Genomic DNA, 14222 nt, shown 5'->3' with positions numbered 1-14222 from the left:
GTTTCTCCCGGACATCATCCCGATCGGCCGGCGGACTCGCCCGGTGAGACGAGCCCTGTCTCGTAGGCGAGGACGACGGCCTGGGCCCGGTCACGCAGGGCCAGCTTGGCGAAGATCCGGGCGACGTGCGTCTTCACCGTCGCCTCGCTGAGGGTCAGGTCCCGCGCCAGCTCGGTGTTGGACAGACCCCGGCCCATGAGCGTCAGCACCTCGCGCTCGCGCGGCGTCAGCGCGGTCAGGTCCCGGTGCACGGCCGGGGTCACGAGGCCCGACCCGGTCCCGGGGGTGCTGGCGGCGAAGCGTTCCACAAGACGGCGGGTGATGGTGGGCGCGAGCAGGGCGTCACCGGTGTCGACCAGTCGCACGGCGGCGGCCAGGTGCGCGGGGGTGACGTCCTTGAGCAGGAACCCACTGGCGCCGGCGGCGAGGGCGGCGTACACGTAGTGGTCGAGGTCGAAGGTGGTCAGCATGATCACCCGGCAGTCCGGGTTCTGCGCGAGGACGCGGCGGGCGGCTGCCAGGCCGTCCATGACGGGCATCCGGATATCCATCAGTACGACGTCGGGCCGCAACCTGCGCGCGGCGGCCACGGCCTCGGCCCCGTCGCCGGCCTCACCCACCACGTCGATGCCGCGGGCGGTCAGGATCAGGCGGAAGCCGGTGCGGACCAACTCCTGGTCGTCGGCGATCACGACACGCGGAGCGGCGCCGGTGGGCGCGGTCACGGCCGGTCCACCGGGATCCGGGCGCGGACGCGGTAGCCGCCGCCGAGGCGGCGACGGGCGTCCAGGTCGCCGCCGTACACGGCGACCCGCTCCCGCAGGCCGAGCAGCCCGCGTCCCGTTCCGTCCGCCCGGCCCCCGATCGGCTCGCTGCGGGCGGTTCGGCCGGCCGACAGGACGCTCGGGCCGCTGTTCAGCACCTCGACGCGCAGGTAGTGCTCCGCATACCGCACCGTCACCTCGGCTTTCGCCCCGTCGCCGTGTTTGAGGGCGTTGGTCAGGGACTCCTGGATGATCCGGTAGGCGGTGACGTCGATCCCGGCCGGCAGTGGGCGCGGCTCACCCGAGATGCGCACCTCCACGGGCAGGCCCGCGAAGGCGACCCGGTCGATCAGCGGGCTGAGTCGACTCAGGCTCGGTTGCGGTGACAGGTCACCCGCGTAGGGTTCGTCGTCGCCGTCCTGCGCGGGTGCGAGCAGACCGAGCAGGTGCCGCAGCTCGGTCATGGTGTTCCGGCCGGCGGTCTCGACGGCGCTCATCGCCGCCGCGGCCTCGTCGGGCATCGTGACCAGCACCTCGCGGGCGGCTCCGGCCTGGACCACCATGAGGCTCACGTTGTGGCTGACGATGTCGTGCAACTCGGCGGCGATCCTGGCACGTTCGGCGTCGACCGCGGTCCGTGCCGCACTCTCCCGCTCCCGCTCCAGCAACCAGCCACGCTCCTCGACGGCCGTCCGATGCCGCCTTCGCGCCCGGATCGCCGTCATGCCCAGACACCCGGCGGCACTCACTGCCGCCGCCAGGGCGATGACCAGCCAGGTCGAGCCAGACTCCCACACCGGACCATCTTCGCAGCCGCACGACGCGACCCGAATCAGCCCGTGGATGCAGCGCGTACATCCCCGGGATGACCTGCCCGAACGGATACCTCCCGGGGGCGACGCCCCAGCCCGGGCCCCCGTCCTACGGTCCCACCATGACAACTGATCGTGACAGTGCCCGGCAGGTGGTGGTGCGGCTCGACACCGTACACAAGGAGTACGGCGACACGAAGGCCCTCGACGGCCTGTCGTTGGAGGTCAGGGCGGGCGAGGCGGTCGCCGTGATGGGCCCCTCCGGTGCGGCAAGTCCACCCTTCTCAACATGGTCGCGGGCCTGGACCGGCCGACCTCGGGCACGGTCGAGGTGCAGGGCAACGACCTCGGGAGACTCAACGAGACCGGGCTGGCGCTGTTCCGGCGGCGCCACGTCGGAATGATCTTCCAGTTCTTCAACCTCATCGACGACCTGCCCGCCCTGGACAATGTGGCGCTGGCCGCACAGCTGACCGGCACCCCGGCCCGGCAGGCGCGCCGCCGGGCCCTGGAGCTTCTCGACGAACTCGGTGTGGCCGACCGCCGCAACAACTATCCGGCGACGCTCAGCGGCGGTGAGCGCCAACGGGTCGCCGTGGCCCGGGCCCTGATGAACCGGCCCGCGCTGCTGCTGGCCGACGAGCCGACCGGGGCTCTCGACAGCCGCTCCGGGGAACAGGTGATGGACCTGCTGATCGACCTCAACCAGATCGGCCAGACCCTGCTGATCGTCACCCACGACCCGCAGCTGGCCAACCGCTGCGCCAGCCGGCTCGTCGAGGTCGCCGACGGTCGGGTCGACCGGGACAGCGCGCGGGAGGTGGCCGCGTGAGCGCCGTGTGGAGAGCATCCCGGGCGGCCGTGAAACGCCGCCGGGTCCAGACGTTCGTCATCGGGCTCGTCGTGTTCTGCTCCACCACGACCGTCCTGCTCGCCCTGGGGCTGCTGGCCGTCGCCTCTGCTCCCTTCGACAAGGCGTACGCCCACCAGCGCGGCGCCCACACGGTGGCGACGTTCGACACCACAAAGGTCTCGCCGGAACAGTTGGCCCGCACCGCCCGGCAGCCGGGGGTGCAGGCCGCGGCCGGGCCCTTCGCGCAGGCCGTCGTCGACATCCCCGAGGACTGGCTCTGGATGGCGGGCGGCGCCCTCACCGTGGTGGGCCGGGGCCATCCGGCGGGGCCGGTTGACCGCATCGAGGTGCTGGAGGGCCGCTGGGCCACGGCGCCCGGCGAGATCGTGGTCAACTGGTCCGTTCAGGGAACCCCCGACCCGCAGATGCTGGGCACCAGGCTGGAGACCGCGGCAGGGCCGACGCTGACCGTCGTCGGCTTCGCCGCCAGCATGAGCAGGTCGGCGAGCGCCTGGGTCTCGCCCGAACAGATGGCCGCACTGCAACCGACCTCCGCCCAGATGCTGTACCGCTTCGCGGACTCCTCGACGGAGGACCAACTGCGCGCCGGGCTGGCCGGGGCCACCGTGGGACTGCCCCAGGAAGCGCTGACCGGCGCGCAGACCTACCTTGCCCTCAAACAGGCCTTCTCCGCGCTGGTCGACGCCTTCCTCCCGTTCATGATGCTCTTCGGTCTCCTCGGCCTGCTGGTCTCCACCCTGATCGTCGGCAACGTGGTCAGCGGGGCGGTCGTTTCCGGATACCGGCACATCGGAGTGCTCAAGGCACTGGGTTTCACCCCGAACCAGGTCGTCGCCGTCTACCTGACGATGCTCTCCGTACCGGCCGTGGTGGGCAGTGTGCTGGGCACCCTGGCCGGTGCCGCGTTGGCGGGGCCGATCCTGGACGTCGCGTTCTCCGGCATCGAGGTGGCCGGGCCTCGATCGGCGGCGTCGACCCGTGGGTGCCCGTGCTCTGCCTGGTGGGCATGCCCGCCCTCGTCCTGCTGGCCGGTCTGCTTCCCGCCCTGCGCGCCCACCGGCTGCCCGCCGCGCAGGCCATCAGCGCGGGCGGCGCACCGCGGACCGGGCGTGGGTTGCGCGTGCAGCGGATGCTCGGCGGCACCCGGCTGCCGCGTCCGGTCAGCCTGGGCCTGGGCCAGCCGTTCGCCCGCCCCGGCCGCACCCTGCTGACCACGGCGGCCATCGTCCTCGGGGTCACCACGGTGACCCTGTCGACCGGGCTGACCAGCACCATGGTGGCGTTCGCCAACGTCGGGCGGGAAGACGATGGCGCCAGGATCCAGGTGGAGACGGGCGAATCGGGCAACGACCGGACCCCACCGCGGCTCAGTGACGCGGAGATCGAGCAACGGCTGCGTTCCCTGCCGGGCGCGGCGGCGGTGCGGGCCCGCGCGCTGGCCCAGGTCAACGTGGTGGGGCAGACCGAGCCCGTCTTCGCCGACTTCTACCGTGGGGACGACCACTCGTACGCCCAACTGATCGTCAGGGGCCGTGCGCCGGCGGCGGCGGGGGAGATCGTGGTCGGGCCGTCGTTCCTGGACCAGCGCGGACTGAAGGTCGGTGACCGGGTCACACTGGAGCTCAACGGCAGGCAGGTCTCCGCGACCGTCGTGGGTCAGCTCATCGAGGGTCACGCCCGCGGGCTGGAGGCCACCTGGCAGACCCTCGCGCAACTCGCACCGGACACCCGAGCCATCGAGTACGCGGTGCGGCTGGCCCCCGGCGCCGACGCGCGCGCCTACGCCGCGGCCGTCGAGGCGCTCGACCCCGGCCTGCACGCGTCGGTGCTGGGGGCGGGGAGCTCCGCCGCCACCACCGTCGTCGCCTTCTCGACGGTGTTCACGGTGCTGTTGACCGTTGTAGCGTCGCTCGGTGTCTTCAACACCGTCCTGTTGAACATCCGTGAGCGGCGCCGGGACCTGGGCATGCTCAAGTCGATCGGGATGACCCCCCGGCAGGTGGTGGCGATGACCGTGGCCTCGGTCGCCGGGCTGGGCGCGATCGGCGGGCTGCTCGGCATCCCGCTCGGGATCGTGGCGCACCGCCTCGTCGTCGACAACATCGGAATGGTCGAGTTCCCCGCGTACATGAAGGACGTCTGGCACGCGCCGCAGTTGGTCGTGGTGCTCCTGGCGGGGGTGGCGATCGCCGTTCTCGGTGCCCTGGTCCCGGCCCGGTCGGCGGCCCGGATGACCATCGCCTCGGTGCTGCACACCGAGTAGGGCACCTGTCCGCGGCGCCTCCTGGATTTCGGCCCGTGGCGACCGGCGGCGTTCAGCCGTCGGTCGCCACGGGCCGGATCGCAGGTCACGTCCAACCCCCAAGCGGTACCCGCAGCGACCCGGCGCAGATCCCAACGGAAGGCGTCGCCGGAGACCTGACGACGCACCGCGCCCAGGATGCGCACCTCGGGATCCGCAAGGTCGCCGGTGACCGGCATCTGCCACGCCTCGCTGAGCGCGGCGAGGCCGTCCGGGCTCAACTCATCGGCAAACAGGATCCGGTAGACGCGCGTCTCGCGGAACGGGGTGCCCGTAGTCCTGGCGGAAAAATCAACGGATATCGCTGACCAGGGCAAACGTGTTGGGACGTGGCAGGAGGTGGGCGGATCCCTGAAGGGCCCAGACCAGGGGTTCGCCAGGTGTCTGTAGCCCTGTGACCTGCGGTTCTAGTAATCGCGGAAAAACCAACGGATTTGGCTGACCTGTGACAACGCGGGTCGATGATCGTCGCAGTGATGGTTTCCACTACGTTCACGGCGGTTTTGTCCGGTGGCGTAGGGAGTGTGCGATGGCGACGCGGTTGTTCCCCGATGATCAGATGGAGCGGCTGAAGTCGTACCCGGACATCGGCACGGACGAGTTGATCCGGTTCTTCACGCTCACCGCGGCGGACGCGGCGTTCGTCAGCCCGGGCCGTGGACGCGGTCCGACCGACCGGCTCGGCCTCGCAGTGCAGCTGTGCACGTTGCCGTGGCTCGGGTTCGTGCCGGATGAGGTGCGGTACGCGCCGCCGGCGGTGGTGGCCCGGCTCGCGGGCCGGCTCGGCGTCGACCCGCAGGCCCTGGAGCGTTACGGCGAGCGTCCGCAGACGCGCACGGATCATCTACGCCTGGTCTGTGACTACCTGCGATGGAAGTCCGCGCCGACCGGCGGCATCGAGTTGAAGGAGCTGGAGGAGTTCCTGCTGGGGCGGGCGTTGGAGCATGACTCGCCGACGACGCTGTTCAACCTTGCCTGTGAGTATCTGATTGCGAACCGGACGGTGCGGCCCGGGGTGGTCCGCCTGCTGGAGATGGTGGCCACGGCCAGGACGACGGCCAGGACGGTGACTCATGATCTGCTCGCGCCGTTGCTGACCGGGCAGATGACCGCCGATCTGGACCTGTTGCCAAGGGTGGACGCCGGGTTGGGGATGACCCGGCTGGCGTGGCTGACCAAACCGGCGGTGGACGCTACGGCCACCTCGATCAAGACATCGATCGAGAAGCTGACCTGGGTGCGGGCCATGGACGGGCACCTGATCGACCTGTCGATGCTGGCCGCCGAGCGGCGCCGGTTCCTGGCCACGATCGGCCGCCGCTCGACCGGGCAGGCCCTGGAACGGCGTGACGACGAGCGCCGGTACCCGATCCTGCTGACCCTGGTCGCGCAGTCCGCGGTCGATCTGCTCGACGAGGTGGTGGGTTTGTTCGACCAGGCGGTCTCCGCGCGGGAGGCGCGGGCGAAGGGCCGTACCGAGAAGGCCCTGGCGGAGCGGGGTAAGAGCGGCGAGTCCCGGCAGGCGCTGCTGGACATGATCCTGCCGGTGCTGGCCGACCCGGGCATCCCCGACGAGCAGGTCGGTGGGCTGCTGCGCGGGCAGATCGGGATGGGCCGGATCCGGGAGGCCGCGGCGATGGGCTGGCCAGCGTTGCCGCGCGACAACGGCCAGCTGGCGGAGATGAACGCCTCCTACAACTACCTGCGGCAGTTCGTGCCGCAGGTGCTTGCCGCGATCGACTTTCGCGGCGGGCCCGGTGCTGACGAGCTGATGCAGGCCCTCGCCATGCTGGCCGAACTGTCGCGGACCGGTACCCGCAAGGTCCCGGCGGGGGTGCCCGACGGGTTCGTCCCGGCCCGCTTCCGCGACTACTTGACCCGCGCGCAGCGGCAGAACGATGACGTGTCCTACCGGCATTACTGGGAGCTGTGTGTGCTGCTCGGGGTGCGTGACGGGCTGCGCTCCGGTGACGTGTTCGTGCCCGGCAGCCGCCGATATGCCGATCCCAGTTCGTACCTGTTCACCGAACCGGTGTGGGCGACGCGGCGCGACGAGTTCTGCGCGCTGGTCGGCAAGCCCGCCGACGGTCGGGTCGGACTGGAGCAGGGCCTTGAGGAGCTGCACACCACGCTGGGTGACCTGGAGCGGGTCTTGGCGGATACGGGCCCGGACGAGGTGGGGTCGGTGCGCCTGGATGAGCAGGGCAACCTGGTCATCCCTCCGTTGTCGGCCGAGGACGTGCCGGCCGAGGCCACCACGATCAAGGAGGAACTGGCCGGGATGCTGCCGTTCGCGCCGATCGCGTCGCTGCTGATCGAGCTGGACCACCGCACCGGATTCCTGTCATGCTTCACCCACGCTGGCGGCCGTAAGCAGGCCATGTCGGGTGACCTCAAACGCAACATCCTCGCGGTGCTGATCGCGAACGCCACCAACCTCGGGCTGGTGAAGATGGCCGAGGCGTGCGGCGTGCCCTACGACGTTCTCGCCTGGACGCAGGAGTGGTACGTGCGGGAGGAGACCCTGCGGGAGGCGAACACGGTGATCGTCAACCATCACCACGGCCTGGCGTTCGCCAAGGTGTTCGGCGGGGGCACGATGTCGTCGTCGGACGGGCAGCGGTTCCCGACCCGGGGGAAGTCGCTGACTGCGCGGGCGATGAACACGTTCTTCGCCGACGAGGGCCTGTCGACCTACACCCACGTCTCAGATCAGCACTCCACGTACGGCACGAAGGTGATCGTGCCGACCACCCGCGAGGCCCACTACGTCCTGGACGACTTCCTCGGTAACGCCACCGATCTGCCGATCGCCGAGCACGCCACGGACACCCACGGCGTCACGTTGATCAACTTCGCGTTGTTCGACCTGGTCGGCAAGGCGCTGACCCCGCGGATCCGGGACCTGGGCAAAGTCACCCTGTGCCGCGACGACACCCCGACGGTGGTCAATGCCTGCTATCCGCACGCCGGGCCGCTGTTGACCGACCGCCTCGATCAGGACTTGATCGTGGACATGTGGCCGGATCTGCTGCGGATGGCGGGGTCGTTGAAGTTCGGGCAGGCTACCGCGTCGCTGATCGTCGGGAAGTGGTCGGCGGCTTCCCGGCAGAACACCCTGGCCATCGCGCTCAAGGAGTGGGGGACGCTGCGGCGCACCATCCATTCGGCGAAGTACCTGTCGGATCCGGTCTACCGGCGCAAGATCGGCCGGCAGCTCAACAAGGGCGAGTCGCTGCACGCGCTGCGCCGCGACCTGCACTACGCCAACCAGGGCAGCATCCGCCGCCGGCACCTGGAGCAGCAGACCGAACAGGCGTGGTGCCTGACCGTGCTGACCAACGCCGTGATCACCTGGACCACCGAGTACTACGCCATGGCCGTCGATCGGCTGCGCGCCGCCGGGCGTGACATCCCGGACGAGCTGCTGGCGCACATCTCGCCGGCGCACAGCGAGAACATCAACTTCTTCGGCACCATCACCGTCGACATTGAGGCGGAGTTGGCCAAACTCGACGAGCGCGGCGTGCGCCCGCTGCGGGGGTTCGGCCCCGGCGGCCAGTAGCCGAGCGTCTGACCCGCCTGCCAGGTGCCTGCCGATGGGGTGTTGATCAAGCCGATGATGACCGAGTGGCGGGCCCGCGCAGGGCGGCCTGGACATCCGTAAGCCTGGGCACGAACTGCGAGAACTCGTCGACGCGATCCTGCACGTCAACCGCACAGGCACCGCCTGGGAATAGCTGCCCACGACTTCCCTCAGTACAAGACCCGTCCACTTGCTGGAGCCGCCGCCGGCGCCACCGAGAAGATCCATGACCCTGCTGCCATCGACAGGCGTCAGACCAGCAAAGAATCATGAACGGCGGTCATTGACAGCGGCCTACTCGCATCAGCAGTATCGAGTAGGTGCGGGACGGGTTCCGTACACAAATTCACATTCGAAACCCTGGGGAGGTGAATCGATGAGTAAAGGATTCCGAAAGAGCGTAATCGCGGGCGTTCTGACGACATGCGCTCTGTCGACCACGATGATCATGGGTCCGGCGCCCGCTCTCGCGGTTGGCGGCGACTGCACCGCGAAAAAGGAGACGAGCGGGTTGAACAACCGAGGCGGCGCGCTCTGCTCGTCGTTGCAGGCCGATTCGAGGGCTCGGCCCAAGCTCGTCCGGGACCTGGGGCCGGACTACACCGGTGCTTACTTCACGGCGCTCAACGTGTGGCGGTACACCGACTGGTACACCTGCTACTCCGGATGCGAAGGGGCGTATGAGATCACGCACGTCTGATTCATGGCAGGATCGCGTGGTGGGCCAGCACTTCCGGCCCATCACACGAGTCCGCTAGGGAGTGCCATGCTCGTGCTTGAGCAGGTGACCGTCAAATATCCGGATGTCACGCCGCTCGATGGCCTCGACCTCACCTTGGCACCCGGTACAACCGCGATTATGGGTCCGAGCGGCAGTGGCAAGAGCACGCTGTTGCGCCTCATCGCTGGAATACAAGCGCCCACATCCGGCGAGGTCCGCATCGACGGCACCGCCGTGGTCACGGCGTCGTGGCGTTCAGCGGGCGATGCCCGAGTGTCCTTTATCCACCAGGACTACCGGTTGGTGCCGTTTCTGACGGTCGAGCAGAACATGTTGCTGGCAGCTGAGCTGAGGGGTGTCAGCCGCTCGCGGGCGGACGTCGGCTCGATGCTCGGCCGCGTAGCGCTGCCCATGCCGATGCGAGAGCGCCTGCCGGCAAAGTTGTCAGGGGGGCAGCAACAGCGGGTGGCGATCGCCCGTGCCCTGATGGCGGGAACCTCGGTCATCCTCGCGGACGAGCCGACCGGGGCGTTGGACGTGGACAACACCGAGCGGATCACGGACATCCTCGTCGATCTTGGACACCGGGAACGACTGGTAGTCGTGGTCGCGACCCACGACCCGGATGTGGCGCGGCGACTGGACCGTCGCTTCGAGCTGTCCCGGGGCAAGCTGGTGCAGTTGGCATGAGCTCTCGCGTCGGTGGCACGGCGCTGACCGTGGCCTTCGTGCGCCACCGGATGGCGCAGGTGGCTGTGCTCACGCTGCTGGGCTTCATGCTGGGCGGCACCGTTATCGGCCTGGCCGTGGCGCGCAGCAGCGCCGAGCAGGCGATCCAGGACTCGGTTCGCGCCGACATCGGGGGAAACCGCTACGCGCTCCAGACCGGTGATTCCGCTGCGAGCAAAGCCATCGCGACCGTACCGGACGCCATGCCAGTGCAAGATCAGACGGGTGACGTGCTCGCAGGTGACCTCTCCGCACCCGTACTGGTCCGCGCCTACACCAAGCCGTCGTTGCAGCTGGGAATCGTCATCCGGGGCACCCGACCCCGGGATGCGGGCGAGCTCCTACTGTCGGAGTCGACCGCGCAGGCCCTGGGGATCGCGATCGGCGACACCGTTCGGGTGCGAACCGGGGACGGCCAGCGGCCGGGCCGGGTCGTGGGCCTGTCAGTGGATCCGGCCAACCGGACGACGAGCACCTTGGTGCAGCTCGTGGCGGAGTCGGCGCAGTTCCGGCCCACCATCTGGCTCAGTGACACTGACTTCTACACCGTGGCGGCGCTGCGGCCTGTCCTCGATCAGCGCACGGCGACCTACCAGTCCGTCGACACCGTTCTCGAGGCATCCGCGCAGAACCGCCCCCAGTTCCTCAGCGCCATGCGGTTCGTCCCGGCCGGCTGTGGCCTGCTGATGGGCATCCTGCTCGTCGCGGCGGGTGTGGTGCTGTCCCGTCGGTGGCGGCTCGACGCCGACGCGCTGATCGCAGCGGGGATGCCGCCCGCCCTGGCATGGCGCAGGATGCTGTCAGTCGTCTGCGCGACGGTGCTGGCCGGCGAGGTCCTCGGCGGCTGCGCCGCGTCCACGGTCCTGCTTCTCTCGCGCGACCCAGTGTCCGCGTGGGTGGGGCAGCAATGGGTGGGGATCGCGATCCCGTGGCAGGAGCCCGTGGCCCTTCTGGGTCTTACCATTCTGTTCGCGCTGTCGGCCGTGCCGTTGACCCGCCTCGCCGCACGCTGGGTGGAACGCCGCATCCCGCGGCCCTCGCAGGGTCGCTGGGCGACCCTGGCGGGAGCACTGGCCGTGGGTCTCGGCCTTGCCGCGTTGGTGCTCCTGACCCGGCTGTCTCTGGGGCCGCACGGAAGCCACGCGGCCGCGCTCGTGCCGTTGGCGGCCGCTGTCGTCGCGTTCGCACTGCCGTCAGTCGTCGCACCGATCCTCTGCTGGGGACTGCCCACGGCTACCAGGACGCTCATGCGGCACCTGCTTGCGGGTTTGCGGCCGGTTGCGGCCACCGGCGCGGTCGTCATGGTGCTCAGCGGGTACTGGTCGGCGCAGAACACCTACGACGCCAACGTCGGCGAAGCCCTGTCGAGCCCGCTCGAACCGGCTGGTTCCTTCGTCGTGAGCGAGATGCCGGACAACTCGATTGAGGCGTTGGCGGCGTTCTACCGATCGCACGGTGGGCGGCAGGTTGTGCGGTATGCGATCCCCGACGAGTCGAAGGCTCAGCTGCGGGTGACGGCGCCGAAGGTCCTTACGTGCATGTCCAGCCAGCGCACTCTCAATCCCACCGAGGTGACCGACTGCTTTCCCCGGGAGTCGGCGGCGCCGCTCAACCGGGTCATGCTCGGAGAACCGGGGTCGGCGCCACGAGCCGATCCGCACTTGCTGGACAACGGCAAGGTCGGGCTGCTGCTGTTCGCCAGCGGGGACGGGACGGCAACTTCGCTCGCCGACACCCGGGCGGAAGCCGACTCGCAGCTTGGCGGCAACCTGCCCGGCCTGGTGGTCGCTCCGGACAGCGCCGTGGCTAAGAAGTTCGGGCTCACCGCGAACGGGACCAGCGAGGTGCTTCTTCCGGACTTCGCCCGATTGTCGCCACGCGACCAGTTCCTCGTCCGAGCGGCGGCCATTCGTCTCGCCCCGAGCGCGCAGTTGGCCAGCGGAACCGACCCGACGGCCTACGACCGGCTGCGCTCCGTCGCCAACACCGCCAGCTTCCTCGGCGCGACCACAGCAGCGTTGATCCTGCTGCTGGGCGGCGTCGCGTTGGTCGTCGCGCACACGTTGACCAGGCGCACGCTCGTCGACATTGGCGCGGTACCCGGCCGAAGGTGGGGGATCGTCGCTCGGTGGACAGCCGTCCCCTTGACGACGGCGGCGCTGGCCATCCCGCTGGCCATATTCACGGCATCTGGCGGGGGCCAGCGCACGGAAGCGTCATACGGAAGCCTGTGGTTTCTGCCGGGCCTCCTCGGTGCAGCCGCCTCCCTGATCGTCGGGGCGGCGTTCCTGCGACCACCCCCGACGGCCGACGAGTAGACGCAAGGTACAGCGCTGGTGGCACGACCGATCAGGGGAACTCGATCCCGGACCGCCGCCCACACTGGCAGCCAGGTCATCGCATATGGCTCGCGCGATGATCGCCTATTGGAAGAAGATCGCCTTGTGCCCACCGCGACATGTCTCGACCGTGTCGCAGTAACGTTCGTTCGCTTTACACCCGGGCTCCGGTGATGTTCGCCCAGGTCGCATCTGTAACGGAACCCGTGTCCGCGCCTTCGTAACGCGCTCGGGGGTTCGCGATACAGTCACAGGCATGCGGATCGGCTACGGACGGGTCTCCACCCGCGACCAGAACCCCAACGCCCAGCACGACGCACTCACCGCGGCCGGCTGCGAGCAGATCTTTGTCGACAAGGCGTCCGGCAAACTCGCCCGCCGCCCCGAACTCGACAAGGCGCTCCTGGTCGCGCACCGGCCCGGGGATCAGCTCGTGGTCACCAAACTCGACCGGCTCGGCCGCTCCCTGGAACACCTCATCGAACTTTCCGCCCAGCTGCAGCAGCGCGGCGTCGACCTGGTCGTGCTCGACCAGAAGATCGACACGTCAACCGCAATGGGCCGGATGTTCTTCCAGATCCTCGGCTCCATCGCCGAGTTCGAACACGCCCTCATGTCCGAACGCACCCTCGACGGCCTGGCCGCCGCCCGCGCTCGCGGCCGCACCGGCGGCCAGAAACCCAAGCTCACCCCGCGCCAGGCGAAGATCGCGCGGGAGATGTACGAGGAGACCGGACCCGACGGACGCCGACTGCACACCGTGGAGGAGATCGCCGCTGAGTTCGGCGTCACCCGCCCCACCATCTACCGGCACCTGTCCAAGCTGCCCACCGAGGCCGGCTGAACAGAACGGACACCCACCCCACAGTCCTGCGAGCATCGCGGCTGCTTTCCGTCCACTCGTCCAGCGACTTTGGGGCTGGTGACACCTACCCAAGCAGCACAAGTCAGCGACGCCTCGCGCGAACCGAAGCCGGATCACCCAGATCAACTTTTTGGCCCCTCCTCGCAAGATCGTTACTGACCACCTGTTTGCCCTGGTCAGCGATATCCGTTGATTTTTCCGCTAGGACTACGGGCACCCCGGAACCCCGGCTCGGGCTCGGAACCGCTCAACCGCAAGGCGGACGGCGGCTGAGCTGGAGGGGCACCGAAGCATGCCCGCAGCGCGGCCTCGTCTGGCAGGGCTGCCACGCAAAGGTCCCAATAGAGCGCCTCCGCCGCTGTCCGGCCAACGGCCGTCGTTCGTTCTCGCAGCACGGCGTCCAGGCGTAAGCGCCGACTGGTGGCCGACGCGTCGCACCAGCGACCCTCACGCACTCGACACTCCACCGACCCCCTGCCGGCATTAACGAATTACCGGCAATGCCAAACCAATAAATAGCCGGGACGAAGGGTGCATATCGCCCGCACATCATAATGACAGTTAAGGTGCGTAACTATCTACGCTGGTGTAGACCCGAGCGAGCGGGTGTCCTGGCTCAGCGCAAACTGATGCGGGTCGGGAGAGTTGATGCTTTGGATCAGTGGATCTGACGCCGGCTCAGTGAAAGTGATGCCTGGCGTCGCCGGGGCGGGTCTGCCGTTGGTGCTGCGCCCTCCGCAGCCGCGTCCGAAGAGCCTTGCGCCGTGCTACCTGGACGCAGCGGCGTGAGCGCCAACGCGCTGACGCCGAAGAGTGGGCCGCGGCGAAGGAACGCGGTTTGCTGCTCGACGTGCCTGTGGAGGAGCTGCTGCCGTTGACGAACGCGGCTGGCGGAGACCGACTTCCGATCTTGGGTCGCATATGCGCGGTGAGGACTTGGGCGTGTTCACGCACGGCAAGGTGGAGATCCTCAACCCCCAGGACGGCGAGCCGGCCGCGGACTGGCCCGACCTGCTCGCGTACATGAAGGACTTCTACGGCGACGACCCCTTCGGCTGGGAGAACGACGTGGTCTACTACCGGCTACATCCGCACTGGATGACCGTCTACGCCCCCGACATCGCGAAGCTCACTGCGGCGGCCCCGTCTTGATCCGCGGCACGGGCCGCATCGGGCCCAGACAGGGTGCTGGCCGCGCACTGCGCAGACGGGCTCCACGCAGATCGGCCG

General features: G+C 69.1%; 10 protein-coding genes and 1 pseudogene. 9 read left to right on the top strand and 2 right to left on the bottom strand.

Translation table 11 applies throughout. The features are described from left to right. Positions 1 to 14: 14 nt before the first annotated feature. Both ACQ452_RS14455 and ACQ452_RS14450 read right to left on the bottom strand, forming a co-directional pair. Positions 15 to 725, bottom strand: a complete 711-nt coding sequence (locus tag ACQ452_RS14455; RefSeq protein WP_433384211.1) for a response regulator — start codon at positions 723 to 725, stop codon at positions 15 to 17. Further along, the gene (locus ACQ452_RS14450) at positions 722 to 1489 is read right to left on the bottom strand and encodes a sensor histidine kinase (protein ID WP_433394146.1); all 768 of its coding nucleotides are present in this window, start codon (positions 1487 to 1489) and stop codon (positions 722 to 724) included. Before ACQ452_RS14450 ends, ACQ452_RS14455 begins: the two co-directional genes overlap by 4 nt. 209 nt (positions 1490 to 1698) lie before the next feature. On the opposite strand from ACQ452_RS14450, the pseudogene ACQ452_RS14445 reads away from it, so the two are divergent. From ACQ452_RS14445 to ACQ452_RS14405, 9 genes and pseudogenes are all read left to right on the top strand, one after another. After that, positions 1699 to 2408 (top strand): annotated as a pseudogene (locus ACQ452_RS14445) (ABC transporter ATP-binding protein). A 29-nt stretch (positions 2409 to 2437) separates the two neighbouring features. Next, a complete protein-coding gene (locus ACQ452_RS14440; RefSeq protein ID WP_433384208.1) occupies positions 2438 to 3661 on the top strand; it encodes an ABC transporter permease in 1224 nt (407 codons plus the stop codon). Further along, positions 3580 to 4713, top strand: coding sequence for an ABC transporter permease (locus ACQ452_RS14435; RefSeq protein ID WP_433394144.1), 1134 nt, complete (start codon positions 3580 to 3582; stop codon positions 4711 to 4713). Before ACQ452_RS14440 ends, ACQ452_RS14435 begins: the two co-directional genes overlap by 82 nt. Before the next feature lie 568 nt (positions 4714 to 5281). Then, on the top strand, positions 5282 to 8317 hold the full coding sequence (locus tag ACQ452_RS14430; protein ID WP_334608137.1) for a Tn3 family transposase: 3036 nt from the start codon (positions 5282 to 5284) through the stop codon (positions 8315 to 8317). A gap of 397 nt (positions 8318 to 8714) precedes the next feature. Next, positions 8715 to 9038, top strand: coding sequence for a hypothetical protein (locus ACQ452_RS14425; protein WP_157747145.1), 324 nt, complete (start codon positions 8715 to 8717; stop codon positions 9036 to 9038). A 66-nt stretch (positions 9039 to 9104) separates the two neighbouring features. Next, a complete protein-coding gene (locus ACQ452_RS14420) occupies positions 9105 to 9749 on the top strand; it encodes an ABC transporter ATP-binding protein (protein ID WP_157747146.1) in 645 nt (214 codons plus the stop codon). Further along, positions 9746 to 12106, top strand: coding sequence for a hypothetical protein (locus ACQ452_RS14415; protein WP_433384203.1), 2361 nt, complete (start codon positions 9746 to 9748; stop codon positions 12104 to 12106). Before ACQ452_RS14420 ends, ACQ452_RS14415 begins: the two co-directional genes overlap by 4 nt. Before the next feature lie 277 nt (positions 12107 to 12383). Further along, positions 12384 to 12971, top strand: coding sequence for a recombinase family protein (locus ACQ452_RS14410; protein ID WP_089000344.1), 588 nt, complete (start codon positions 12384 to 12386; stop codon positions 12969 to 12971). Positions 12972 to 13934: 963 nt separating this feature from the next. Next, positions 13935 to 14144 (top strand): hypothetical protein, encoded by a 210-nt coding sequence (locus ACQ452_RS14405; RefSeq protein WP_433384199.1) that lies wholly within the window; start codon positions 13935 to 13937, stop codon positions 14142 to 14144. Positions 14145 to 14222 lie beyond the last annotated feature (78 nt).

Source organism: Micromonospora sp. KLBMP9576 (assembly GCF_050941805.1).
GTDB lineage: Bacteria > Actinomycetota > Actinomycetes > Mycobacteriales > Micromonosporaceae > Micromonospora.
The sequence above is the reverse complement of the archived record's forward strand: the minus strand, read 5'-3'. Positions and strand labels throughout refer to the sequence as shown.